At 62.7% G+C, this 24,119-nt stretch carries 23 protein-coding genes and 1 riboswitch; of the genes, 6 read left to right on the top strand and 17 right to left on the bottom strand.

The features are described from left to right. Positions 1-109 precede the first annotated feature (109 nt). Entirely contained in the window at positions 110-2,233 is a 2,124-nt protein-coding gene (locus U5S82_02735; GenBank protein MDZ7750586.1) for a carboxy terminal-processing peptidase, read from the top strand. 142 nt (positions 2,234-2,375) lie between these two features. Here U5S82_02735 and U5S82_02730 read toward each other — a convergent pair whose 3' ends face one another. Beyond that, positions 2,376-2,843: a cyclic nucleotide-binding domain-containing protein gene (locus U5S82_02730; GenBank protein ID MDZ7750585.1), complete on the bottom strand. Its 468-nt coding sequence runs from the start codon at positions 2,841-2,843 to the stop codon at positions 2,376-2,378. A gap of 272 nt (positions 2,844-3,115) precedes the next feature. On the opposite strand from U5S82_02730, the gene U5S82_02725 reads away from it, so the two are divergent. The 3 genes from U5S82_02725 to U5S82_02715 all read left to right on the top strand — a co-directional run bounded on the left by U5S82_02725 (position 3,116) and on the right by U5S82_02715 (position 6,167). Beyond that, a complete protein-coding gene (locus U5S82_02725) occupies positions 3,116-3,352 on the top strand; it encodes a hypothetical protein (GenBank protein MDZ7750584.1) in 237 nt (78 codons plus the stop codon). A 68-nt stretch (positions 3,353-3,420) separates the two neighbouring features. Beyond that, positions 3,421-3,654, top strand: a riboswitch (cobalamin riboswitch). 112 nt (positions 3,655-3,766) lie between these two features. Continuing rightward, complete coding sequence (locus tag U5S82_02720; protein MDZ7750583.1) at positions 3,767-5,593, top strand: TonB-dependent receptor; 1,827 nt, start codon at positions 3,767-3,769, stop codon at positions 5,591-5,593. Between the two features lie 34 nt (positions 5,594-5,627). Continuing rightward, a complete protein-coding gene (locus U5S82_02715) occupies positions 5,628-6,167 on the top strand; it encodes a cob(I)yrinic acid a,c-diamide adenosyltransferase (protein ID MDZ7750582.1) in 540 nt (179 codons plus the stop codon). A gap of 837 nt (positions 6,168-7,004) precedes the next feature. On the opposite strand, the gene U5S82_02710 is transcribed toward U5S82_02715, so the two are convergent. Continuing rightward, positions 7,005-7,673 carry a TIGR02281 family clan AA aspartic protease gene (locus tag U5S82_02710; GenBank protein ID MDZ7750581.1) on the bottom strand — a complete coding sequence of 223 codons (669 nt, stop codon included), beginning with the start codon at positions 7,671-7,673 and terminating at the stop codon, positions 7,005-7,007. A gap of 61 nt (positions 7,674-7,734) precedes the next feature. On the opposite strand from U5S82_02710, the gene U5S82_02705 reads away from it, so the two are divergent. Further along, positions 7,735-8,445 carry a type 1 glutamine amidotransferase gene (locus U5S82_02705; protein MDZ7750580.1) on the top strand — a complete coding sequence of 237 codons (711 nt, stop codon included), beginning with the start codon at positions 7,735-7,737 and terminating at the stop codon, positions 8,443-8,445. A 478-nt stretch (positions 8,446-8,923) separates the two neighbouring features. Here the strand turns inward: U5S82_02705 and urtE are convergent, their stop codons facing one another. The 15 genes from urtE to dksA all read right to left on the bottom strand — a co-directional run bounded on the left by urtE (position 8,924) and on the right by dksA (position 22,902). Then, on the bottom strand, positions 8,924-9,619 hold the full coding sequence (urtE, locus tag U5S82_02700) for an urea ABC transporter ATP-binding subunit UrtE (protein MDZ7750579.1): 696 nt from the start codon (positions 9,617-9,619) through the stop codon (positions 8,924-8,926). A gap of 2 nt (positions 9,620-9,621) precedes the next feature. After that, the gene (gene urtD / locus U5S82_02695) at positions 9,622-10,458 is read right to left on the bottom strand and encodes an urea ABC transporter ATP-binding protein UrtD (protein ID MDZ7750578.1); all 837 of its coding nucleotides are present in this window, start codon (positions 10,456-10,458) and stop codon (positions 9,622-9,624) included. Then, positions 10,455-11,510, bottom strand: a complete 1,056-nt coding sequence (gene urtC, locus U5S82_02690) for an urea ABC transporter permease subunit UrtC (GenBank protein ID MDZ7750577.1) — start codon at positions 11,508-11,510, stop codon at positions 10,455-10,457. Before urtC ends, urtD begins: the two co-directional genes overlap by 4 nt. A 50-nt stretch (positions 11,511-11,560) precedes the next feature. Continuing rightward, complete coding sequence (gene urtB, locus U5S82_02685; protein MDZ7750576.1) at positions 11,561-13,204, bottom strand: urea ABC transporter permease subunit UrtB; 1,644 nt, start codon at positions 13,202-13,204, stop codon at positions 11,561-11,563. Between the two features lie 94 nt (positions 13,205-13,298). Continuing rightward, positions 13,299-14,588: an urea ABC transporter substrate-binding protein gene (urtA, locus tag U5S82_02680; GenBank protein ID MDZ7750575.1), complete on the bottom strand. Its 1,290-nt coding sequence runs from the start codon at positions 14,586-14,588 to the stop codon at positions 13,299-13,301. Between the two features lie 44 nt (positions 14,589-14,632). After that, positions 14,633-15,835 carry a hypothetical protein gene (locus U5S82_02675; protein ID MDZ7750574.1) on the bottom strand — a complete coding sequence of 401 codons (1,203 nt, stop codon included), beginning with the start codon at positions 15,833-15,835 and terminating at the stop codon, positions 14,633-14,635. A 265-nt stretch (positions 15,836-16,100) separates the two neighbouring features. Beyond that, positions 16,101-16,739: an urease accessory protein UreG gene (gene ureG / locus U5S82_02670; GenBank protein MDZ7750573.1), complete on the bottom strand. Its 639-nt coding sequence runs from the start codon at positions 16,737-16,739 to the stop codon at positions 16,101-16,103. 40 nt (positions 16,740-16,779) lie between these two features. After that, positions 16,780-17,520: an urease accessory UreF family protein gene (locus tag U5S82_02665; protein MDZ7750572.1), complete on the bottom strand. Its 741-nt coding sequence runs from the start codon at positions 17,518-17,520 to the stop codon at positions 16,780-16,782. Continuing rightward, a complete protein-coding gene (gene ureE / locus U5S82_02660; protein ID MDZ7750571.1) occupies positions 17,459-17,935 on the bottom strand; it encodes an urease accessory protein UreE in 477 nt (158 codons plus the stop codon). Before ureE ends, U5S82_02665 begins: the two co-directional genes overlap by 62 nt. A gap of 11 nt (positions 17,936-17,946) precedes the next feature. Continuing rightward, positions 17,947-19,650 (bottom strand): urease subunit alpha, encoded by a 1,704-nt coding sequence (ureC, locus tag U5S82_02655; protein MDZ7750570.1) that lies wholly within the window; start codon positions 19,648-19,650, stop codon positions 17,947-17,949. Beyond that, the gene (locus U5S82_02650) at positions 19,647-19,964 is read right to left on the bottom strand and encodes an urease subunit beta (GenBank protein MDZ7750569.1); all 318 of its coding nucleotides are present in this window, start codon (positions 19,962-19,964) and stop codon (positions 19,647-19,649) included. Before U5S82_02650 ends, ureC begins: the two co-directional genes overlap by 4 nt. Positions 19,965-20,000: 36 nt before the next feature. Beyond that, on the bottom strand, positions 20,001-20,303 hold the full coding sequence (locus U5S82_02645) for an urease subunit gamma (protein MDZ7750568.1): 303 nt from the start codon (positions 20,301-20,303) through the stop codon (positions 20,001-20,003). Between the two features lie 27 nt (positions 20,304-20,330). Continuing rightward, complete coding sequence (locus U5S82_02640; GenBank protein MDZ7750567.1) at positions 20,331-21,185, bottom strand: urease accessory protein UreD; 855 nt, start codon at positions 21,183-21,185, stop codon at positions 20,331-20,333. A gap of 371 nt (positions 21,186-21,556) precedes the next feature. Beyond that, positions 21,557-22,483, bottom strand: a complete 927-nt coding sequence (gene gluQRS / locus U5S82_02635; GenBank protein MDZ7750566.1) for a tRNA glutamyl-Q(34) synthetase GluQRS — start codon at positions 22,481-22,483, stop codon at positions 21,557-21,559. Next, a complete protein-coding gene (gene dksA, locus U5S82_02630) occupies positions 22,480-22,902 on the bottom strand; it encodes an RNA polymerase-binding protein DksA (GenBank protein MDZ7750565.1) in 423 nt (140 codons plus the stop codon). The genes gluQRS and dksA overlap by 4 nt, the downstream gene beginning before the upstream one ends. 240 nt (positions 22,903-23,142) lie before the next feature. On the opposite strand from dksA, the gene U5S82_02625 reads away from it, so the two are divergent. Further along, positions 23,143-23,916: an HAD family hydrolase gene (locus U5S82_02625; GenBank protein ID MDZ7750564.1), complete on the top strand. Its 774-nt coding sequence runs from the start codon at positions 23,143-23,145 to the stop codon at positions 23,914-23,916. Positions 23,917-24,119: the final 203 nt, after the last annotated feature.

Genomic DNA, 24,119 nt, shown 5'->3' with positions numbered 1-24,119 from the left:
CGGTGGATGGCTGTGGGACCATACCATCTTCATATACCGGGTTCGAGGCCGGTAGGAACCTTTTCCCTCCCCCGTCCGTCGTATTTCAAGTATCCCCGAGGTAATCGTCATGCCCAAGACCCTCACCAGTCTTATCACCGCCCTGTTCTTTGCCCTCAGTATCTTCTCCGCCGCCGCGGTGGAGGTGTTGGTGGACCCGGCGAGCCTTGTGCCGACGGAATCCCAGCGCAAGGCCACCCATCTCATCACGCGCTTCATCTCCACTTATCATTACCGGCGCACGCCGCTGGACGACGACCTGTCGGAGCAGATCCTGGAGCGCTACCTGGAGGCCCTCGATCCCAGCCACCACTACCTGCTGGCGGAGGACATCGCCCGTATTGGCCGACTGGAACACGAGTTGGACGATCTGCTGCGTCGCGCCGAACTGGAAGCCGTGTTCGAGACCTTTCGGCTGTTTAGGAGCCGGGTGGAGGAGACGGTGGACCGCGCCCAGGACATGGTGCAGCAGGAGTTCGATTTCTCCCGCGACGAGGGCTACGTGTATGACCGGTCCGAGGCCGAATGGCCGACTCACCGGCGGGAGCGGGACGAGATCTGGCGCAAACGGGTCAAGAACGATGTCCTCACGTTGCGGCTGACGGGCAAGGACGACGATGAGGTCCGGGAGACCCTGACCAAGCGTTACCATCGTCTCGCCCGGCGCGTGGGGCAACTCAGTCACGGGGACGTCTATCAGACCTTCATGAACGCCTACACGGCCGCAGTGGAGCCCCACACCTCTTATTTCTCGCCGCGGACTTCGGAGAACTTCAAGATCCACCTGAGCCTGTCCCTGGAAGGGATCGGCGCGGCCCTGCGCACCGAGGACGAATACACCGTGGTGCAGCGCGTCATCGCCGGCGGGCCTGCGGACAAGCAGGGGGAACTCCAGACCGACGATCGCATCACCGGCGTCGCCCAGCAGGACGGCGAGATGGTGGATGTGGTGGCCTGGCGCCTGGAGGACGTGGTGGATCTGATTCGTGGCCCCAAGGGTTCCGAGGTCCGCCTGGAGGTGTTGCCCGAGGGGGCCGATCCGGCCCTGCCGCGCAAGATCCTTCGCCTCACACGCAATACCATCAAGCTCGAGGAACAGGCGGCCAAGAAGTGGATCCTGGATGTGGATACGGCGGCCGGAGCGCGGCGCATCGGTGTGGTGGAGATCCCATCTTTCTACCTGGATTCGGCGGCGGAGAGCCGGGGCGACAAGGATTTCCGCAGCACTACCCGTGACGTCAGCCGGCTGCTCGCGGAACTGGAGGGCGAGGGCGTGGACGGCATCGTCATCGACCTCCGGGGCAACGGCGGCGGCGCCCTGACGGAGTCCGTGAGACTGTCCGGGGCGTTCATCGACAAGGGGCCGGTGGTGCAGGTGCGCGACTCCCGGGGGCGCACCAAGGTGGAGAACGACTCCGACCCGTCCATCCTCTACGATGGACCCCTGGCGGTGCTGGTGGATCGCTACAGCGCCTCGGCGTCGGAGATCTTCGCCGGGGCTATCAAGGATTACGGCCGCGGCATCATCATCGGTGAGCCCACCTACGGCAAAGGGACGGTGCAGAGCCTGGTAGATCTGGACCGCTACGTGGACGAGGAGGGCGTGGCCCTGGGCCAGCTCAAGACCACCATCGCCCAGTTCTTCCGCGTCAATGGTGACAGTACCCAACATCGCGGTGTCCAGCCCCATGTGGTATTCCCCACCGCCTTCGACATCGAGGACCACGGTGAGCGGGCGCTTAAGAACGCGCTGCCCTGGGACAACATCCGCGAGGCAAGCTATCGGCCCTATCGCTTCGAGTCCAAGCTGATCTCCGACCTCAGGCGTCTCCACGAGCAGCGCCTGGCCGGCGACCCCGTATTCGGCCTGACGATGCTGGAGGCCAGGGAAAGCAAGCGCCTGCGTGAAGAGAAGGTGGTGAGCCTCAACGAGGAGAAGCGCAAGCGGGAGCGGGAACGGCGCGAGGAAGACCGCGAGAAACGTACCGGCGAGCTGCGCGCCCTGCTGGGCCTGCCCGAGGTGGAGGAGGATGAGGACGGGGCCGTGGATGCGGCGGAGGACAAGCGGGCGGACGTGTGGCTGAACGAGGCCGCGCGGGTGCTGGCGGACTATATCGACCTGCGCACCGATACCGGCCTCAAGTTGGTGAAACGCGATCTGCCGGCGCAGAGTTGCATCTTCGGGGATTGCTGAAGAGGTCGTCCCGCGGCTCCGGTGGGAATATGCCTGCGGCGGAACGCGGGGGGCTGAACGCGGCGCCATGGGCCGTTCGTGCCCCCGGACGCGCCTGCCGGGCGCCATCCCCCGGCCTGTGCCGATTCCTCCCCGGCGCCCCCTATATGGCCTCGCTGGTGGACTTTAATTTCGGGGCGTCCCGGGGCTCCCAGTGGGGCGTGACCGCCATCAGGGAGGTCTCCCGCAGGCGCCGGCTCACGATCTCCACCAGGGATTTGTAGAAGCGCCCGAACAGGCCGGGGTTGGTCTTGAGCAGCGAGTTGATGTACTCGCCATCGATACGGTAGGCCGCTAGGTCGCCGTCCGCCACCACCGAGGCGCTGGCCTCGAGGCCTTCCACGAAGGACATCTCTCCGAAGATCTCGCCGGGCCCGAGACGGGAGAGTTCGAGTTGGAAGCCGGAGCTTTCCTTTTCCACGCGCACCGCGCCGGAATCGATGATGTAGATGGCATTGTGGGCGTCACCCTCGTGGATGACGACGGCGTCGGGTTTGTAATGGCGGAGCCCGCCATGCTCGATGAGGTGCCGCTCCTCCTCCGTGGACAGGTGGTTGAAGATCTTTGTCATTGTTTTATGGTCGCCGTTTCCGAAAAACCTGTTCAAACATGCGGTTAAATCTAGTAGGGCTACCCGTGAATGCAAGGCCGACGGCCGTCGGCCCCGGGCGCGGGGCCCAGCCATGTCGCCCGCTGCGGGGAGGGGCCATGACGGGAGGCCGGCCGTGACGCTGTCCAACCGTGCTCGGGGTCACTCCTGTGGTTGTTTGTGCTGGCAATATTAGTGTACCCTAAACCATTACGTGGCATATCTTCAGAACCCCGATATGGAGGCGTTGCACCATGAGTGATACCGATAAAGCGGCCCTGATAAAGGAAAAGAGCGAGCTGATCCGGAAGATGGTCGAGATGCAGACGAAGTTTGCCGAACTCGAGCACCAGGACGGCATCGCCCCCAAGACCTACTACGTCCCCGAGAGCGGCACCTTCATCGAGGAGTACCGCCGGGAATACGAAGAGATGGCCCGCCGGGTCAACAAGCTGGCCCACGAGATCAAGGGTTCCGGCCACATCCACTGAGGTCAAAACCGGGTGCCGGCGGCGGTGCGGTGACGCGCCGCTGCCCGTCCGGAGTCATTGCAGTAATCTGATTCAATCGTGCTTCAGGTGTCCGCGCCCTAATCGAGGGTGCGGGTGAAACGGGAAGCCGGTGCGTCGCGATATCCATCGCCGACAAGGCCGGCACTGCCCCCGCAACGGTAGGCGAGTCAAGGGTCGAACCCCTAGCCACTGCGGCACGCCGCGGGAAGGCCGTTCGTCCCCTCCGGGTAGTCACCCGGTGCTCGTGAGTCCGGAGACCGGCCTGGAGTGTTTCGTTGGTAGCCGCGGTGGGCGGTGGACGGCGCATGGCGACTGCGGCCACCGCTAGCGAGTGGTCAACGATGGCTATGCCTGTTGCCTCCAGGGGACCACCGCGCCAGTTCGGAGTCCTCCATGCAACAATACCCTGCGTTTCTCGTCATCGCTGCCGTGCCCCTGGTCGCGGCGCTCATGCCCGCCGCCGTCCTGGCCGAGGCCTATACCATGGAGCCGGTAGTGGTCACCGCCACCCGCACCGCCGTGACCGCCCGTGAGAGTCTGGCGCCGGTCACCGTGATCACCCGCGAGGACATCGAGCGCAGCCAGCCCCAGGGCATGCTCGAACTGCTGCGGGGCGAGGCCGGTATCGACATGACCCGCAGCGGCGGCCCCGGTCAGAACGTGAGCCTGTTCATGCGGGGCACGAACTCGGACCACGTCCTGGTGCTCATCGACGGCGTGCGGGTCTCCTCCATCACCACCGGCGGTTTCGCCTGGCAGCATCTCAGCCCGCAACAGATCGAGCGCATCGAGATCGTGCGGGGTCCGCGCGCCAGCCTGTATGGCTCGGATGCCATCGGCGGGGTGATTCAGATCTTCACCCGCGACAACGACGGGGCCCATGCCAGCATCGGTGCCGGCGGTGATCGGACCTTCCAGGGTACCGTGGGCTATGGGGCCACCACGGGCCGGCATGGCGTGAGCCTCAACGTCGCCGCCATCAACACGGACGGCTTCTCGGCCACCAACGAGGGCATCGGCTTCGGCTTCGATCCCGACGACGATGGTTACCGCAATCGCAGCCTGAGCGCGCGCTGGAATGCGGACCTCAGCGATGATCTGGCCCTGACAGTGGCCTTCTGGCGCAGCGAGGGGGATATCGAGTTCGATATCGGCACCCAGGACAGCATCAACCAGAGTCTCACCGCGTCGCTGGATACGCGGGTCAACGAACGCTGGGGCCACTCCCTTGAAGTGGGAAATGCCCGCGATGAGCTGGAGACCGACTCGGCCTTTGCCTCGGACATCGAGGGCGAGCGGCTCACGGCAAGCTGGCAGCACGACATCGTCCTGGGGGAACGCCACCTGTTGAGTGCCGGCCTGGACTACTATCGGGAAGAAGGCGAGAACGTGGACCGGATCGCCGGCGTCGCCCGTTTCGACGAGGTCATCACCAACCGCGCCGCCTTCGCCGGTCTGCAATCCGGGCTGGGGTTACATGACATCCAGTTCTCGGTGCGCCATGACGACCACAGTCGCGCCGGTGGCGAGACCACCGGCCAGGTGGCCTGGGGACACCCCTTGGGCCGCGACCTGCGGGTCTTTGCCTCCTACGGCACCGCCTTCAAGGCACCCACCCTGAATCAGTTGTTCGATCCCGGTTTCTTCGGGTTCTTCGCCGGCAACCCCGATCTCGAGCCCGAACGCTCCCGCAGCGCCGAGGTGGGGCTGCGTTATGAACCCGCAGACAGACCGCAACGGCGGGTGGCCCTCAACCTCTTCCATACCCGTATCGATGATCTCATCGCCTTCGAGGGGGTCAACTCCCGGGCCATCAATATCGATGAGGCCTCCATCGAGGGCCTGGAGCTGGAGTACCGGGACCGCCTCGGCCCCTGGCATCTGGACGCCAATCTGACCCTGCAGCGTCCGCGTAACGATGATGATGACAGCCGCCTGCTGCGCCGTCCCGATGAGAAAATGCAACTGACCGTGGGCCGTGACATTCTGGGGCAAGGCCACCTGCAGGCCGAGGTGCTGCTGGTGGGCGATCGGGAGGATTTCAATACCCGGTTGCCCGGTTACGGCCTGGTCAACGTCTCCGGCGACTATCGCCTTTCTCATGAGTTGCACCTGCGGGCAAGAATCGACAACCTCCTGGACAAGGACTACGAAATGGCCTCGGGCTTCAATACCCAGGACCGCAGATTGATGGTCACATTGGAATACACGGCGCGCTGAGTACGGCGGCGCCAGACCCTTTCCGGAGCAATGCATGAGTAGTGGATCTTCCAGGCTTTACACCCGCACCGGCGACGACGGCACCACCGGCCTGCTGGGCGGGCGCCGCACCCGCAAGGACGCCCCCAGAATCCAGGTCCTCGGCGACCTGGACGAGCTGAACAGCGCCCTGGGGCTGGTGCTCGCCGAGGACCTGGATGCGCGGGTGCGGGAGCGCCTCACCGCCATCCAGAAGGACCTGTTCGTGCTCGGTGCCGAACTGGCGGGGGCGGGGCAGGGCGGGTTTCCCGCCGCGGGCTTCGCCGCCCTGGAGCAATGGATCGACGATCTGGACGCCGAACTGCCACCCCTCAAGGCCTTCATCCTGCCGGGGGGCAGCCGGGCATCGGCCCTGTGCCATCATGCCCGCGCGGTGTGCCGGCGGGCCGAGCGGGCCCTGGTGGCCCTGGCGGACGCCGAGGGAGTCAGCGAACCGGTGCTGCGTTACCTCAACCGCCTCTCCGACCTGCTCTTCGTCACCGCCCGCCACACCGCCCAGCGCGACGGCCAACCCGAGGTCCAGTGGCTGCCTTAACTACGAAAAACGCGAACTGCGCGAAGGTTTTAGAGACACGCCGTAAGACCCCCCGGACCATTCCCTTTTCGCGCCTTTTGCGTATTTTGTAGTTTAAAAAAATGGCTCGTCAGTAGAATTCGTGGGTGTAGAAGAGGAAAATTTTCTCTCGCCAAGAACGCCAAGGAACCTGTTTGATTGTCGGGATAAATCCCGACCTACATTCGTGCCAAAGGAATGGGCGGTGGGGGGGGGGGTAGGTCGGGCTTCAGCCCGACAGCCCGCGGGTGATTCCGGCCCGGCCTGTGGTGTGCCCGGCGGGTTTGAATGTCGGGATAAATCCCGACCTACATTCGTGCCAAAGGACTGGGCGGTGGGGGGGGTAGGTCGGGCTGTAGGTCGGGCTTCAGCCCGACAGCCTGCGGGTGATTCCGGTCCGGCCTGTGGTGTGCCCGGCGGGGTTTAATGTCGGGATAAATCCCGACCTGCATTCGTGCCAAAGGAATGGGCGGTGGGGGGGGGTAGGTCGGGCTGTAGGTCGGGCTTCAGCCCGACAGCCTGCGGGTGATTCCGGTCCGGCCTGTGGTGTGCCCGGCGGGGTTTAATGTCGGGATAAATCCCGACCTACATTCGTGCCAAAGGAATGGGCGGTGGGGGGGGTAGGTCGGGCTGTAGGTCGGGCTTCAGCCCGACAGCCCGCGGGTGATTCCGGCCCGGTCTGTGGTGTGCCCGGCGGGTTTGAATGTCGGGATAAATCCCGACCTACATTCGTGCCAAAGGAATGGGCGGTGGGGGGGGTAGGCCGGGCTGTAGGTCGGGCTTCAGCCCGACAGCCTGCTGGAGACCGTACCCGGGCCTTCAGCGCCTGCGCTTGAGCTGAAGGATGCCGCCGTTGCGGTTCATGTCCACCTTGCCGAGGAAGCTCATGCCCAGCAGGGCCTCGCTGGGGAAATCGCCGTCGAGCACCGTGGCGGCGACGTCGCGGAGTTCGATGTCCCCCACGCGCACGCGGTCGAGGGTGACCTGGTAGCTGGTGGTCACTCCGGATGCGGTGGACGTGATCCCCTGCTGGCCTTCCTCCATGTATCGGATGCCCACACGGCGTGCCAAGTGCGAGTTGATGGCGATATGAGACGCCCCCGTATCCACCAGGAAGCGCACCTGGAAGCCGTTGATGCTGCCGTTGATGACATACATGCCGCGGCCATCGGGGGCCACATGGACGATATCCTCGGTGCCCTCCGGCGGCGCATAGCGGCCGCTGATGCGGTTGCCGAGGCTGAGGCTGCGCCGCTCGCCGTCCACCTCCACCACCGCCCCGTTGGCGTCCGCCTCCACCAGCAGCACGCCCTCCGGCGAGCGCTCGCCCGCCACCAGCATGCGCTGCCGTCCGTCCAGGCGCATCACGGCGCGGTCCTTGAACAGCGCCATGACCTCGATGCGCTCCACCGCCGCCCCCGGAGCGGGGGCGAGGAGGGCCAGTACCAGGGCAGCGGCGGGGATATGAGGGAGCAGCCTTCGGATCATGGCAGGGGCGGTCACCGTGAGTAAGGTAGAATTATCGGCCATTCTTAAACCGAGTTGACCCATGGACCCCATCATCATCTTTCGTCACATCGATTGCGAGGGCCCCGGCTACCTGGGCCGGGTGCTGGAAGACCGCGGCCTGCCCAGCCACATGGTGCGGGTCGATGCGGGCGAGCCGGTGCCGCGGCAGCCGCGGGCGTCCGGACTGGTGTTCATGGGCGGGCCGATGAGCGTCAACGACGACCTGCCCTGGGTGCGGGACGAACTGGCCCTCATCGAGGCCGCCGCGGCCGCCGGTGTGCCCCTGCTGGGCCATTGCCTGGGGGGGCAGCTCATCGCCCGGGCCCTGGGGGCGGAGGTCACGGCCAATGCGGTGAAGGAGATCGGCTGGCATGAGGTCTATGCCGCGGCCTCCGCCGGTGACAACCCCTGGCTCGAGGGGCTGCCCGAGCGCTTTCCCGCCTTCCACTGGCACGGCGAGACCTTCGGGCTGCCGGCAAATGCGCAGCATCTGTTCGCCAGCCATCGCTGCCCCCACCAGGGCTTCGCCCTGGGCAACACGGTGCTGGCCCTGCAGTTCCATGTGGAGATGACGGCGGAGCTGGTGCGGGAGTGGATCGAACGCTACCGGCAGGAACTCACCACGGCCGCCGGGTCGCCCGCGGTGCAGACCCCGGAGGCCATGGCCGCCGACCTCGACGCCCGCATCGACGCCCTCCACGGCGTGGCGGATGCCCTCTACGGCCGCTGGCTGGAGGCAGTATCCCCGTAGCGTCATTAAATGGGGAACCACGAAAGACGCGAAAAAACGCGAAAAGGAAAAGGTTGGGTGTCGGGCTGAAGCCCGACCTACAGCCCGACCTACAGATACCCACCACCGCCCATTCCTTTGGCACGAATGTAGGTCGGGATTCATCCCGACATTAAACCCCGCCGGGCACACCATAGGCCGGGCCGGAATCACCCGCGGGCTGTCGGGCTGAAGCCCGACCTACAGCCCGACCTACACAACACCCCCTGCCCATTCCTATGGCACGGATGTAGGTCGGGATTCATCCCGACATTCAAACCCCCGGGGCATACCTCGCGCCGGGTCGGTACCACCCGCCAGCGTTGGGTGTCGGGCTGAAGCCCGACCTACATATCACCCCCACCGCTCATTTCTTGGGCACGGATGTGGGTCGGGCTTCATCCCGACATTCAAATTGCTGACGAGCCAATTTTTTGTGGGTGGATATCCTCAGGCCCCACTACACCGCCAGGTGACGGCCGATCAGTTCGTCGGACAGCTCGCGCATCTCCCCGCGTGCGACGAACCGGCCTTTCTCCATCAAGCAGAAACTCTGTCCTACCCGCCGAGCGAACTTGAGTTTCTGTTCTACCAGCAGCACGGTCAGTCCCTCCTCCCGGTTCAGACGCAAAATAATGTCACCGATCTCGCGCACGATGTTGGGTTGGATACCTTCATTGGGCTCATCCAATATGAGCATATTGGGATCGATCGCCAGCGCTCGGCCGATGGCGAGTTGCTGCTGCTGGCCGCCGGAGAGGTCGCCGCCCCGGCGTTTGAGCATCTGCTTCAGTACCGGGAAGAGTTCGAATATGCGTTCCGGGATCTCCTTCAAACCGTCCCGGCGCGCCGCCAGGCCGGTGCGTAGATTTTCCTCCACCGTAAGCTGGGAGAAGATCTCGCGACCCTGGGGGACGTACCCGATGCCGAGACGGGCGCGTTGCTCGGCCGCCTGTTTCGCCAGGTCCTGACCGTCGAAGCGAATGGCGCCGGAACGAATAGGCAGCAGGCCCATGATGCACTTGAGCAAAGTGGTCTTACCCACACCGTTGCGCCCCATCAGACAGGTGCAGGAACCGGCTGTGATATCCAGGTCCAGATCCCACAGGATATGGCTCTCGCCGTAATACTGGTTAAGTTTCTCGATGGACAGCACGGCTATTCCCCCAGGTAGACTTCGATCACCCGCGGGTCGTTCTGGACCGCGTCCATGCTGCCTTGGGCCAGTACGCTGCCCTGGTGCAGCACGGTGACGGTGCGGGCAATGGATCGGACGAATTCCATGTCATGCTCCACCACAACGACCGAGTGCTTGCCGGCCAGCGAGGTGAGCAGTTCAGCGGTGCCCTCGGTCTCCTGTGCGGTCATGCCGGCAACGGGTTCGTCGACCAGCAGCAGGCGCGGGTCCTGCATTAGCAGCATACCGATCTCCAGCCACTGCTTCTGGCCGTGCGACAGCAGGCCGGCACGATCTGGGCGTTGTTCAGTGAGGCCGATGATTGCCAGGACCTCATCGATGCGATCCTTCTGTTCGCCGCTGAGCTTGGCTGTGAGAGTCGTCCAGACGCCCTTCTCAGCACGCATGGCAAGGAAGAGATTGTCGAACACTGTATGGTGTTCGAACACGGTCGGCTTCTGGAACTTGCGGCCGATGCCGATCTCCGCGATCTCAGGCTCCGACATGCGCAACAGGTCGATACTCTGTCCGAAATAGACAGAACCCGTGTCCGGCCGCGTCTTGCCGGTGATGACATCCATCATGGTGGTTTTTCCCGCGCCGTTGGCGCCGATGATGCAGCGCAGCTCGCCGTCGTCGATATAGATATCGAGTGCATCCAGCGCACGGAAACCGTCGAAGCTGACGGTGACATCCTCCAGGTAGAGGATGGGGCCCTTATGTGTGTCCAGCAGTCGGTTGCGACTGACCTTGGGTAGCATGAAATCCCATACCCGATCTTGGCGCATGAGTTCCCGCGTCTGATCCAGTGTCTTCATGTCGCTGCCTCCCGGCGGCTTTTGAGCGAACCGGCCAGACCGACCAGTCCGCGCGGTAGCAACAATGTCACCACCACGAACAACGCCCCCAGGGCGAACAGCCAGAACTCGGGTATGACGCCGGTGAACCAGGTCTTGGCGTAGTTGACCAGCAGGGCGCCGACGACCGCCCCGTAGAGTGTGCCGCGCCCGCCGATGGCAACCCAGATCACCACCTCGATGGACTGCAGTGGTGAGAACTCGCTCGGATTGATGATGCCGACCTGAGGCACATAGAGCGCCCCCGCCACGCCTGCCAGCATGGCGGAAACCACGAACAGCCATAGTTTGTATACCTCCACCCGGTAGCCGATAAAACGCGTGCGATCTTCGGCATCACGTACCGCGATGATCACTTTACCGAGCTTGGAATTGACGATATAGCGTCCCAGTAGATAGGCCCCGCCGACTGCCGCCGCCGAGGCGATGAACAGCGCCACACGGGTTGCGTCGGTCTGCAAATCGAAACCGAGGATGTCCTTGAAGTCCGTCAGGCCGTTGTTGCCGCCGAACCCCATCTCGTTGCGGAAAAAGGCCAGCATCAGGGCATAGGTCAACGCCTGGGTGATGATCGCAAGATATACGCCCGTGACCCGCGAGCGGAAGGCGAACCAGCCGAACACGAAGGCCAGCACCCCCGGCACCAGCAGTACCATCAGCGCGGCAAACCAGAACATATCGAAGCCGAGCCAGTACCAGGGCAGGCTATCCCAATCGAGAAATACCATGAAATCCGGCAACTCCGGGTTGCCGTACACCCCTCGGTCACCGACCTGGCGCATCAGGTACATGCCCATGGCATAGCCACCCAGTGCGAAGAAGGCACCGTGGCCAAGCGAGAGGATGCCGCAATAGCCCCAGATCAGATCCACGGCCAGTGCCAGCAGCGCATAAGTGAGGTACTTGCCGAGCAGGGTTACGGTATAGGTGGATACATGCAACGGCGAACTCTCCGGCACCGCCAGATTGAGCACGGAGACCGTGACCGTCACCACCAACAGTACAATGAGCATGTTGTTGCCCGCGAAATCGCGCCTGTAGCCTTCGAATATGATACCCATGCTCAACCCTCCGCCGTCCTGCCCTTGTGCGGAAAAAGGCCGCGCGGACGTTTCTGAATGAACAGGATGATGAGAACCAGCACCAGGATCTTGGCTAGCACGGCGCCAGCCCAGGGTTCCAAGAACTTGTTGGCCACGCCCAGAGAGAAGGCGCCGACCAGGGTTCCCCACAGGTTGCCCACGCCGCCGAACACCACCACCATGAAGGAATCGATGATATAACCCTGGCCCATGTTGGGTCCGACGTTGGTCAACTGACTCAGGGCGACGCCGGCGATACCCGCAATACCCGAGCCCAACCCGAAGGTCATGGCATCGACCCAGTCGCTGCGGATACCCATCGCCCGGGCCATGGCGCGGTTCTGCGCTACTGCGCGCACCTGCAGTCCCAGGGCGGTCTGTTTCAGGATCAGCATTAACCCGATAAACACCAGGATGGCGAACGCCAGGATATACAGGCGATTGAAGGTGAGCGACAACGCCGGGTTCAGATCCAATGATCCACTCATCCAGGAGGGATTGGAGACGGTGACGTTCTGCGCCGAAATGGTGGTGCGCACAAGCTGCTGCAGGATCAGACTCACGCCAAAGGTGGCCAGCAGGGTTTCCAGCGGCCGGCCATAGAGAAAGCGAATAATGCCGCGCTCGATCGCCACGCCGAAGGCCCCCGCCACCAGGAAGGCCGCCGGTATGGCGACGAACAGGGACTGATCGATGTGATTGGGCATTGCGGCCTGTACGAGGTAGGTGGTGTAGGCGCCGAGCATCATCAGCTCGCCATGGGCCATGTTGATCACACCCATGACGCCGAAGGTGATGGCCAGGCCGATAGCCGACAGCAGCAGGACGGAACCCAGGCTCAGACCAAAGAAGGTGGTCTCGACCAGACGGCTCATGTGGCGCATCGTTTCGATGGACTGGAGCGCCCGATCAGCCGCCTCGCGCAGCTGTCGATCGGTTACCACGTAATCACCGTCACTGTTTCTGGCGACCAGTGCCTGCAGCTCGTTGCGCACCGCCGGCTCCAGGCTGCCGGAGAGGCGTTCGACGGCATCGAGCTGCCGGTCCAAGTCGTCGGATTTCAGTTCCGCCAGAGCCAGGGCGGCCTCGATGGCGGCAAGTACGCCATCATCGCGTTCCGTTCGCTTGAGCTTCTCCAGCAGCGCGATTCCGGCGGGTTCCAGCTCACCGTACATCTGTTGCACGGAATTCAAACGGATTCGGGGATCGGGACTGCCGAGGCTGAGTCTTGCGATTTCATCGCGCAGCAGAGAACGCAGCCGGTTGTTGATGGCGATCCTTTTCACGTCGCGGCGCCCGACCTCGCCGAGTTCTTTACCGGACACGGCGTCGGAGATGGCATAGCCCCGTCCTTCACGCCGAGCAAGCACCACCCGCCCGTCGGCCTTTCTGTAGTAGAGGTCGCCTTCCAGCAGGGATCGCAATAGCCTGGTAACCCCCTCATGCTTCTGTGCACTCAGCTTCATGATGGCTTTTTCCCTGCCGGCGAAGGAATCGGCATTGAGTGCCTGGACGTTCTCCTCCAATGCCGAAGCGGGACTTGCGGGTACCGCCATGGCGCCATTTGCCAGCAGCGTCCAAAGCACGGCCAGCAACCACTTGTGGATTTTGTTCGCACTCTTCATTTCACTCGCCTGTCTGTCAGAGCGACAACGGCTGAACGGCGGAAATCGATAAAACGGGCCACCGGGCCATAGGCATCCCGGTGCCCGCCAGTCACTAGAAGTTTTGGCCGGAGCACGTACCGGTCTTGACGTTGTAGTTGCCGCACGACAGGGGCTTGCGCCAGTCGGAAATGAGATCCCTGGAACCCGGGAGATAGTCGGACCAGGCATCACCAACTACCGTAGCCGGCGTCTTCCACACCACCTGGAACTGACCATCGTCCTGGATCTCCCCGATCAGCACCGGCTTGGTCAGGTGATGGTTGGGCATCATGGTGGCATAGTCTCCACTCAGGTTCGGCACGGTAATCCCGACCATCGCATCGACCACGGCGTCGGTGTCGGTCGTGCCGGCCTTCTCGACCGCCTTCACCCACATGTTGAAACCGATGTAATGCGCCTCCATGGGATCATTGGAGACACGAGCATCATCACCAATGTACTCAAGCCAATTGCTGATGAACTCGTCGTTGGCGGCCGTATCCACGCTCATGAAGTAGTTCCAGGCTGCCAGGTGACCGACCAGCGGGCCGGTATCAATGCCAGAGAGCTCCTCCTCGCCTACGGAAAATGCCACCACTGGTATGTCCTCGGCAGAAATACCCTGGTTGCCCAGTTCCTTGTAGAAGGGTACGTTGGCATCGCCGTTGACGGTCGAAACTACGGCGGTCTTTTTACCTGTCGCGCCGAATTTCTTGATGTCGGAGACAATGCTCTGCCAGTCCGAGTGGCCGAAAGGCGTGTAGTTGATCATGATGTCGGCATCCTTGACGCCGTTGGATTTGAGATAAGCCTCCAGGATCTTGTTGGTGGTGCGGGGATAGACATAGTCGGTACCTGCCAGCACCCAGCGTTTCACACCCAAATCATTCATCAGGTAATCCACCGCTGGAATGGCCTGCTGGTTGGGTGCCGCCCCGGTGTAGAACACGTTTTTGGATGATTCCTCGCCCTCGTACTGCACGGGATAGAACAGCAGCCCGTTCAGTTCTTCGATGACCGGCAGCACGGATTTTCTCGATACCGATGTCCAACAGCCGAAGATGACGTCAACCTTCTCCTTGGCGACCAGCTCTCGCGTCTTTTCCGCGAACAGCGGCCAATTGGATGCCGGATCGACCACGACGGGCTCAAGTTGGCGTCCCAGGACTCCCCCTTTCTCATTCTGCTCCTGGATAAGCATCAATACGGTATCCTTGAGCGTGGTTTCACTGATGGCCATGGTGCCGGACAGTGAGTGCAGAATCCCGACCTTGATCGGTTCCTGCGCTTGTAAGGGTCCCGAACTCATGAACAACGTGGACAGAGCGCCTAGCAGCCACAGCTTGATGTTTTTCGACTTCATGATTTTCTCCTGAGATTTTCTTAGATTTGCAAATTAGACGGCAGTCAGATTTGCAACTGCAGCGCAATCTTGAATGCGCCTACTTCATCGCCGGTCGCGGTTGGGGAGTAATCCAACCCCTTCGTGGCAATATCACCATGCTGATAGAAAGCGGAAATGCGTGCATTGTGTCCATTGATGATGTAATTGAGACCCAGCTCTACTTCGTCCCTGTCGGAACTTTCGTCGGGGCTTACCGCGGTAAAACGGATGTAGGGCTGAAATTGCCCGATACCCACCTTATCGCTCATCAGATACAGGCCCGTCACGGTCCAGGCGTCCCCATCAAACATGCAGAAGCAGTCAGTATCTGCAAACGCCGCGGTGCTGAAGTCCGAATCGAAAGTTTTGTATTCGCCTTCGACGGTAACAACACCTCGATCGAGCACCGTCTCCCACAGCAGGTCCACGCTCATACCGAGAAAGTCCCCGGGGTTTGCAAATGACCCGGCCCCGTCTTCCTGGTATTGCACGGCATAGCCCAGGGTCAGGATGTCGCTCGCATTACCGTAGTAGGTGCTGCTGGTGTAGTAGCCGGGATTCTGTTCCCTGGCCATGAAGTTGTAGGCGATGCGAGCGCCATACAGGAAACTGTCATCCCGGTTCGGCCCGGATCCGCCGTCGGATCGCAGCCCGTCGAATACACCCACTGCATACTGAAATTTGTCTTCCGGGCCCGCCGCGCCCCACACGGTCAATCCGTGGTCGCGACCGAACACTCCGGCGCCGCCGTTGCCGAACTCCACGCTGAAGTCGGCGGGATAGAAGGGGGTCTTGTTGAAGTCATACGTGTTGGCATAGAACGGCCCGCTCATCTCGGCACGATCGGCGGGTACCAGCAACCGTCCCGCCCAGATATTAAAGTACTTGTTGAATTCGAACTTACCGATGGCGTCGAGAACGTCATAATCCCGCAGATCGTCGTTGCTGCAGAACACGCATTCCGTATTGAATTCTATTTTGACGTTCTCGTGGATCTGGCCATTGATGTAGATCCGTGCATTGTCCAGATTGAAATCCCGCGAGTGATCATCGCCATTGGGAGCTGCATCCTCGATGCTCGCGAATGAACTTCGAACGCCGGCTCCCACACTGATCCATTTCGTATCGCCCCATTCAATCTTTCCGGCTGCGTGAACGGGTGAAACAAGGCACGATGCCGAACCTACAAGTAGCGATAAGGTTTTTATTTTCCATTTCTTTTTCATGATTGACTCCCCGATTTTTAATTTCACGTTTAAGCTTACGTCCCGGATGTGTCGCCGAGTTCCGTTCAAGAGAACCCAGGAACACATGCGCATTCGGAGAGGCAAAAGACATGCCATTTAACAAATTGGTAAAAATACAATCAGTTAAGATGTCGTCTTGGTTACAGCGGTTTCTATAGGGGAGTAATTGCGTGTTAGTGGTGCATGGCGGGTCGAATCATGCCCGATTCTGGGGCGGCCATGCACGGTGGCTATGGTGTTTCCATCACAAGGGAACGACACGTTCTGATGCCCGAGCCAGCATACCTTGGTGAACAATGAAGGAGTGAATTTCATCAACACCAACGCCGGATTTGAGATTGGTGAAGACAAAAGGGCGGTCGCCTCGCATCTTTCGAGCATCGCGGTCCATGACTTCCAGGGATGCGCCAACAATGGGCGCGAGGTCGGTCTTGTTGATTACCAACAGATCCGAACGTGTAATCCCCGGCCCTCCCTTGCGCGGAATCTTGTCCCCGGCGGCAACGTCGATGACATACAGGGTCAGATCGGACAATTCCGGACTGAAGGTGGCGCTCAGGTTGTCACCCCCGCTCTCCACCAGCACCAGGTCGAGATCGGGAAAGCGATGTATGAGTTCCTCCACGGCGGTGAGGTTCATGGATGCATCTTCACGGATGGCGGTGTGCGGACAACCACCGGTCTCGACCCCGATGATGCGCTCAGTCGGCAGGGCTGCTCTCCGGGTCAGGAACTCGGCATCCTCGCGGGTATAGATATCGTTGGTAACCACCGCGATGCTGTATTGATCCCGCATGGCACGACACAGGGCCTCAACCAGCGCCGTCTTACCCGAGCCCACCGGTCCGCCTATGCCCACCCGTAATGCCTGTTTGTCTTTCATACCGCCTCTCTAAATGAACTGCAAAGAATCGATACGCCCGTCACGACCGGAACAGCCGCGTGTACTGGGTCTCGTGCCAGGCGCTGGCCATGGCCAGGCCATGGCTGAGCTGTCCGATTTCCTCGTCGGTGATCATCATCGCCTGTTGTGCCAATGCCGGAATCTGGCATCCGATCTGCAGCAGAATGCGCTGGCCCGCCGTCTGGCCGAGAGGCACCAGCTTGAGGGCGACGGCGACCTGGTTTTCCGCCCAAGCCCAGAGATAGCCCTGCACCGCCTCCCCTACCGGGACTTGCCAGCGACGGGCGGCAAGGGCAAACAATGCGGCGTATGTCACAGCTGCATACTCGATTGACGTTTTCGCCTCAGGGATTCCGAGGTCGGCCAGCAGTCTCATCATCGCGCTTGCCAGCGCCCGATCCTCCGCCTGCAGCTCCGCCGATTCCCGGCTGGCATAGAGCAACCGACTCCAGTAATGCAACTCCACCCGGTGATCCCGCTCCCATGCGTCATACAGCCTGATCAGTACCGGCGCATCCAGAGAACTGACCGAGTGCGCCAGCAGCTCTCCAATCCAGTCTCGGGCGGTATCTTCATCATGTATCCAACCCGCATGCACGGCGTATTCCATGCCCTGGGAATAGGCATAGGCGCCCACGGGCAAGGCCGGGCTCACCAGCTGCAACAATCGCAGCAGAGGACTGCATGCCGCGTCGGCCTCAGTCATGGGCATGTGTGTGTTGATGGACAACGGCGTCGGTTGGGTGATGATGTCCGCCATGATAGGCGCCCGCTTCGGGCTCGAACGGGGCCTGCTCCGGGATTACGCTCAAGCCGAGTTCGTGCGTCATGTGGTCCAGCACGGGATCGTGCTCATAGCGCAGCCATCCACTGCCCACCTGCAGGGGGACATGGCGGTTGCCCAGGTGATAGGCGGCTCGGGCCAGCAGTACCGGATCGGGGGTAGATGCGGTACTGACGTTCTCGCTGGCGGCACGAACCTCTATTACTTCGCCGGTATCCGTGCGCAGACAGTCGCCGCCGCGCAGGACCCGGCTGCGCGGTAGCCAAAGCCCGACCACCTCACCACTATCCAGCCGGGTACGCAGCCGGCTGCGCTGGCGCTCCGAGAATGGCAGGGTCAGGCTGTATTGCGCCGGTTGAGGCCGGGCGAGGATTTCACTGACTTTGAGCATGGCCAACCCAGTCAGAACAGAAAATAACGCTGTGCCAGCGGTAGTTCGGTTGCCGGTTCACAGATCAGAAGCTCGCCATCGGCGCGTACCTCGTAGGTCTGCGGGTCGACCTCCATGTGGGGTTGATAGCCGTTATGGATCATGTCCCACTTGCGCACACTGCGACAGTCCTTCACCGCTACCAATCGCTTGCGCAGGTCCAGGGCATCGCCCATTCCTCGCTCCAGTCCTGCGCGGGAGACAAAGCTCACGCTGGTGGCGGTACGTGCCCCACCGAAGGCGGCAAACATGGGACGGTAATGCACCGGCTGTGGTGTGGGGATGGAGCCGTTGGGATCACCCATGGGCGCGGCGACGATCATGCCGCCCTTGATGATCAGGGCGGGCTTGGCACCGAAAAAGGCGGGCTTCCACAGCACTATATCGGCAAGCTTGCCCACTTCCACCGAGCCGACCTCCCCGGCGATGCCGTGGGTGATGGCCGAGTTGATGGTGTATTTGGCGATATAGCGTTTGGCACGGAAGTTATCGTGTCCGGCTGGATCTCCCGGCAGGGAACCGCGCTGCACCTTCATTTTGTGCGCCGTCTGCCAAGTGCGCGAGATGACCTCCCCGACACGGCCCATGGCCTGTGCGTCCGAGGCGATCATGGAGAAGGCGCCGAGATCGTGCAGGATATCCTCGGCGGCGATGGTCTCGCGGCGGATACGCGATTCGGCAAAGGCGATATCTTCAGCGATGTGCGGATCGAGATGATGGCACACCATCAGCATGTCCAGATGTTCGTCGACCGTATTGACGGTGTAGGGGCGCGTCGGATTGGTGGATGAGGGCAGCACGTTGGCTGCTCCGCAGGCCTTGATGATGTCGGGGGCATGGCCGCCGCCCGCTCCCTCGGTGTGATAGGTGTGTATGGCGCGACCTTTCATCGCCGCCAGGGTGTCCTCGATAAAACCGGATTCGTTCAAGGTATCGGTATGAATGGCCACCTGCACGTCGTAGCGCTCCGCCACGCTCAAGCAGTTGTCAATGGCGGCCGGCGTGGTGCCCCAGTCCTCGTGCAGCTTCAGACCCATGGCACCGGCATCGAGCTGCTCGTCCAGCGCCTGTGGCAGGCTGGCGTTGCCTTTGCCGTAAAAACCGAAATTGATCGGCAGTTCCTCCACCGCCTGATACATGCGCCGGATGTTCCAGGGCCCGGGTGTACAGGTGGTCGCGTTGGTACCGGCTGCCGGCCCGGTGCCGCCTCCGAGCATGGTGGTCACCCCCGACATCATGGCCTCTTCGACCTGTTGAGGGCAGACGAAATGAATGTGGGCGTCTATGGCGCCAGCCGTGAGTATCAGTCCCTCGCCGGCGATCGCCTCGGTGCCGGGGCCGATGACGATGTCCACGCCCGGCTGCACATCCGGATTGCCTGCCTTGCCGATGCCGGCGATGCGGCCATCTTTGATACCCACATCGGCCTTGATGATGCCCCAGTGGTCCAGGATCAGGGCGTTGGTGATCAGCACATCCACGACCTCAGAGGCACAGCGCTGGCTCTGGCCCATGCCGTCGCGGATCACCTTGCCGCCTCCGAACTTGACCTCTTCGCCATAGATGGTGCGGTCCGATTCGACCTGGATGAAGAGTTCGGTATCACCCAGGCGGATGCGATCACCCACGGTCGGGCCGTACATCTCTGCGTAGGCATGGCGGTCGATTTGGCTCATGTCGCTGTCTCCAGTGGTCCCATCACCCTGCCGTTGAAGCCATACACCTGGCGCGCGCCGGAATAGGCCACCAGTTCCACTTCGCGGCCCTGCCCGGGTTCGAAGCGCACTGCCGTGCCGGCCGGGATGTTGAGTCGGTAGCCGAGTGCCTTTGCGCGGTCGAACTCCAGTGCGGCGTTGGTTTCGTAAAAGTGATAATGAGAGCCCACCTGTACCGGGCGGTCGCCGGTATTGGCGACAGTCAGCGTCACGGTGGCACGGCCTGCGTTGAGTTCTATATCCCCTTCGGCGGGGATGAGTTCACCGGGTATCATGTCTTCGATTCCCCTGCGGTTGGCACGTCTGCAGGATCAGACGATCGGGTTATGTACGGTGACCAGCTTGGTCCCGTCGGGAAAGGTCGCTTCGACCTGCACGTCTGGGATCATCTCGACCACGCCCTCCATGACATCGTCGCGGCTGAGCAGCGTCGCGCCTTCACTCATCAGCTCGGCGACCGTCCGGCCGTCGCGTGCGCCCTCCATGATGGCGGCGCTGATCAAGGCCACGGCCTCGGGATAATTCAATTTCAGGCCACGCGCCCGGCGCCGCTCGGCGACCAGGGCGGCGGTAAATACCAGCAGCTTGTCTTTTTCACGCGGATTGAGTTCCATACGGTCAGTTCCCTGTATTTGAGAAGTTCATGTGTTCCAGACCCGGGGCACGCAGGCCTCGCAACCGAGCAGGGCCGGACGGACAAGCTGCCAGGCCCGCGTCAGGCACTGGCGCGCCCGCTGCGCCTGCACCCCGAGATAGCGGCATACCAGCACGTCGTCGAGCTGGGTAACGGCAAAGGCCTCATCGGGCCCGACCTCGACCTCGTTGCGTATCCTTGGCGCCAGATCGTGGGCGCTGCCGACGGCAACCAGGGTGGCGGCGAGTGGCCGCCCGTGCAGGCCCCAGGCCGCGGCCAGGGCGGCGGAGCCGCCAATGAATCGTGCCCGCTCCAGCCACAGTGGTTGCCCCTGGCGCCAGATCTCGAAACGCTGGCGCAGGTCGCCGTGCTCGAAGGCCTCGCCTGCGGCAGGGCGCCCCAGACACAACATCTCCCAACCGATGAAGCGGCTCCCCGGCTGGAGTTCGACCCGCGTCAGGCTGTCGGCCTCGGCACCCGCATAGACGATGGTTTCCTGCGGCAGCCACTCCAGCACGGCTGCCGGCTCCAGTTTCAGGGTTTGACGCAGCCGCGCACGGCGTCCGTCACTGCGATAGAGCTTCCCCGCGGCCGGTGTTGTCACCACGGCGTGTCCCCCGGCGTCGACTTGGATGTCGATCTGCAGATCATCGCCGCCGACCACCCCGCCGGGTGGATGCAGCAGATATAGATGCGCCACCTCGCCTTCGGGATAAAAGGCCCGTTGCAGATTGAGCGGGCCCCGATGTCGGCGCTGCACCACCCGGGTGCGCCCGTCCCGGTGCGCCAGCCGCAGTGCGAGTTCGGCCTGCCAGCCGGCCGGAGCGGTTTCGCCCTGCAGGGCCGGTTCAGCGCAGGACATGCAGCAGTTGCCCCCACAAGGCAAGGGGGCCCGGCGGGACTGTACTGCGCTGGAGCGTTACCGCCCGCCTGTCCCAGCGCGCCAGGCCGCGGATCAACATCGCAATAAATCTGTCCTTTTCCTGCATGCTCCCCATGCCCCAGAGACACAGCTGCTGCGGTTCAGCGCAACAATCCGTTGTATTTCTCGAGTATGCGGGAGCAATCTCCATGCCAGCTTATGCAAGTCGGGCAAAACAGGTAATGACGGGGTTCGACATGCATACAGCGCAGCTGCACTGGGCGCGGTAAGCACCAACAATGTGCGTTGCGCTGTGTAATGCACTCTATAAGGGCAGGCATCACGCCCCAACACCGATCACCCGTTCCCGGTCAGGCCGGGTCCAGCAGGTGGTTGGAGACCTGGATGGCGGTCATGTGCGGCACGCGTTCCGCATCCCATGCGGCGTAGGCCCACGACCAGAAGCCCGGCAGGTCCGCCCGGGCCAGCTCCGGCGGCGGCCCTTGATTGAGGAAATCCATCACCTTCCACAGCACGCTCACCGGGGGGTGGTGGTCGACGGCCGCGGCGCCGGTCTGCTTCGAGAGCTTGTTGCCCCAGCTGTTGATGGCCACGGGCAGGTGCAGGTAAGCGGGTTCGGGATAACCCAGGAGGCGCTGGAGATGGACCTGGCGGGGCGTGGAATCCAGCAGATCGGCGCCGCGCACCACGTGGGTCACGCCCTGCTCGGCATCGTCCACCACCACCGCCAGCTGGTAAGCGATATAGCCGTCTCCTCGCTTCACCACGAAGTCCCCGACATCGCGCTCCAGGTCCTGGATGAAGGTGCCCTGGACCTGGTCCCGTACGGTGATGCGGACTCCCGCGGTATGCACCCGCACCGAGCGGGGCTCGCGGCCCCGGGGCAGGCCGAGGCGGCAGGTGCCGGGATACACGCCACCGCCCACCTCTTTGCGGGTACAGCCGCAGGGGAAGGCCTGGTGGCCTTGCAGAAGGCGCTGGAGGGCGGCGTGATAGATGGCGGAACGGTCGCTCTGGTAGAGGACCAGGCCGTCCCATCGCAGCCCATAACGCTCGAGGGTGGCGAGGATACCGTGGGCGGCCCCGGCCACGGTGCGTGGCTCGTCCACATCCTCCATGCGCACCAGCCACGTGCCGCCGTGGCGCCGGGCTTCCAGGTAGCTGCCCACCGCCGCCACCAGGGAGCCGAAGTGCAGCGGGCCGGTGGGCGAGGGGGCGAACCGGCCTACATAGGCCGCCGGCGGCGGGCCGGCAGCGTGGTGTGGTTCCCCGTTCAGGCCCGTTGCTTTTCCTTGATCTCTTCGAGCTGTTTGCAGTCCACGCACAGGGTGGCGGTGGGGCGGGCTTCCAGGCGGCGGATGCCGATCTCGACGCCGCAGGACTCACAGTAGCCGTAATCGCCGTTGTCGAGGTTGTCCAGGGTCTTGTCGATCTTGCGGATGAGCTTGCGTTCCCGGTCGCGGGTACGCAGTTCCAACGCGAAATCGGACTCCTGGCTGGCCCGATCGTTGGGATCCGGGAAGTTGGTGACGTCGTCCTGCATGTGGTGCACGGTGCGATCCACCTCCATCATGAGCTGCTTGCGCCAATCCTCCAGGATGGCGCGGAAATGCTCAACCTGACGGTCGTTCATGTACTCCTCGCCCTTTTTCTCCTGGTAGGGCTCGATCTGTCCTTGGGGTATTTGCTCAGGCATCTATGTCTACTCCCGCGCGACCTTCAAAACTCGAAGAGGTCTCGATGTCAGGCCAGGGCCGGTTGATACCGGCCCGTCCGGTTGTTCCAGCGTCAGCCCCGTTGTTGAGGAGAGGCTTGCGCAAATCAAGCGCGCCTGTATACCAGAAGCCCCGTATAGGCGCAACGAACGGGCCGCCGTGGCGTGGCCCGGGTCGGAATCGCGTGGTAGAGTCCGTGGCCCCTGACTGGAGGCTCCGTAATGGCTACCCTGGAAGCCCTGATATTCGACGTGGACGGTACCCTGGCGGATACCGAGGCCGGGCATCTGGCGGCGTTCAATCACGCCTTCGCGGACGCCGGCCTCGACTGGGAGTGGAGTACGGGGGATTACACCCGCCTGCTGGAGGTCACCGGCGGCAAGGAGCGCATGGCCCATTACCTGAAGGCCTGGGAGCCTGCCACCCGGCCCCCCGAACCCGTGAACGAGTCCATTGCCGCCCTCCACGCGGCCAAGACCCGCCACTACGTGGCCATGCTGGAGGGCGGCGCCATCGCCCTGCGCCCCGGGGTCGAACGCCTGCTGCGGGAGGCCCGGGAGGCGGGCTTGCGCCTGGCCATCGCCACCACCACCACCCCGGCCAACGTGGAGGCGCTGCTGGAGCACACCCTTGGCCCCGGCGCCATGGACTGGTTCGAGGTGGTGGGGGCCGGCGGGGTGGTGCCCCACAAGAAGCCGGCCCCGGACATCTACGAATACGTGCTGAGGGAGATGGGGTTGGCTCCCACCGCGGCCATCGCCTTCGAGGACTCCGGCCCCGGGGTGCGTGCGGCCCGGGGTGCGGGCCTGCCGGTCATCGTCACCACGAGCACCTTCACGGTGGACCACGACTTCACCGGCGCCGCCCTGGTGTTGGATTCCATGGGAGAGGTGGAGCGGCCGTTTGGGGTGCTGGGGGGGGATGCCGGCGGCCACGAGTGGCTTGATGTCGAGTTGGTACGTGAAGTTCACAGGGCCGCCAATTTTGAATTTTGAATTATGAATTGATGAGTGCGCCGGGGCGCACGGGGTTTTTTCATGATTAACTCTCATGGCGTTACGCGCCGGCCAAGATGATGAAAGAGGAGCGCGTATCGCCATGTTCGTTCCCTCACCCCATCCCTCTCCCAAAGGGAGAGGGGGAGATCGTGCTTCGCGACTTTCACGTTAATGGTGAGCGCAGCGAACACCGGAATTCA

This window comes from Gammaproteobacteria bacterium (genome assembly GCA_034522055.1).
Classification (GTDB): Bacteria; Pseudomonadota; Gammaproteobacteria; order JAABTG01; family JAABTG01; genus JAABTG01.
Note: the sequence above shows the minus strand (reverse complement) of the source record. Positions and strands in the feature narration are given on the sequence as shown.

Coding starts and splice junctions, on each gene's coding strand:
- U5S82_02735 (MDZ7750586.1), top strand. CDS start 110: ATGCCCAAGACCCTCACCAGTCTTATCACCGCCCTGTTCTTTGCCCTC.
- U5S82_02730 (MDZ7750585.1), bottom strand. CDS start 2,843: ATGACAAAGATCTTCAACCACCTGTCCACGGAGGAGGAGCGGCACCTC.
- U5S82_02725 (MDZ7750584.1), top strand. CDS start 3,116: ATGAGTGATACCGATAAAGCGGCCCTGATAAAGGAAAAGAGCGAGCTG.
- U5S82_02720 (MDZ7750583.1), top strand. CDS start 3,767: ATGCAACAATACCCTGCGTTTCTCGTCATCGCTGCCGTGCCCCTGGTC.
- U5S82_02715 (MDZ7750582.1), top strand. CDS start 5,628: ATGAGTAGTGGATCTTCCAGGCTTTACACCCGCACCGGCGACGACGGC.
- U5S82_02710 (MDZ7750581.1), bottom strand. CDS start 7,673: ATGATCCGAAGGCTGCTCCCTCATATCCCCGCCGCTGCCCTGGTACTG.
- U5S82_02705 (MDZ7750580.1), top strand. CDS start 7,735: ATGGACCCCATCATCATCTTTCGTCACATCGATTGCGAGGGCCCCGGC.
- urtD (MDZ7750578.1), bottom strand. CDS start 10,458: ATGAAGACACTGGATCAGACGCGGGAACTCATGCGCCAAGATCGGGTA.
- urtC (MDZ7750577.1), bottom strand. CDS start 11,510: ATGCTCATTGTACTGTTGGTGGTGACGGTCACGGTCTCCGTGCTCAAT.
- urtB (MDZ7750576.1), bottom strand. CDS start 13,204: ATGAAGAGTGCGAACAAAATCCACAAGTGGTTGCTGGCCGTGCTTTGG.
- urtA (MDZ7750575.1), bottom strand. CDS start 14,588: ATGAAGTCGAAAAACATCAAGCTGTGGCTGCTAGGCGCTCTGTCCACG.
- U5S82_02675 (MDZ7750574.1), bottom strand. CDS start 15,835: ATGAAAAAGAAATGGAAAATAAAAACCTTATCGCTACTTGTAGGTTCG.
- ureG (MDZ7750573.1), bottom strand. CDS start 16,739: ATGAAAGACAAACAGGCATTACGGGTGGGCATAGGCGGACCGGTGGGC.
- U5S82_02665 (MDZ7750572.1), bottom strand. CDS start 17,520: ATGGCGGACATCATCACCCAACCGACGCCGTTGTCCATCAACACACAC.
- ureE (MDZ7750571.1), bottom strand. CDS start 17,935: ATGCTCAAAGTCAGTGAAATCCTCGCCCGGCCTCAACCGGCGCAATAC.
- ureC (MDZ7750570.1), bottom strand. CDS start 19,650: ATGAGCCAAATCGACCGCCATGCCTACGCAGAGATGTACGGCCCGACC.
- U5S82_02650 (MDZ7750569.1), bottom strand. CDS start 19,964: ATGATACCCGGTGAACTCATCCCCGCCGAAGGGGATATAGAACTCAAC.
- U5S82_02645 (MDZ7750568.1), bottom strand. CDS start 20,303: ATGGAACTCAATCCGCGTGAAAAAGACAAGCTGCTGGTATTTACCGCC.
- U5S82_02640 (MDZ7750567.1), bottom strand. CDS start 21,185: ATGTCCTGCGCTGAACCGGCCCTGCAGGGCGAAACCGCTCCGGCCGGC.
- dksA (MDZ7750565.1), bottom strand. CDS start 22,902: ATGCCTGAGCAAATACCCCAAGGACAGATCGAGCCCTACCAGGAGAAA.
- U5S82_02625 (MDZ7750564.1), top strand. CDS start 23,143: ATGGCTACCCTGGAAGCCCTGATATTCGACGTGGACGGTACCCTGGCG.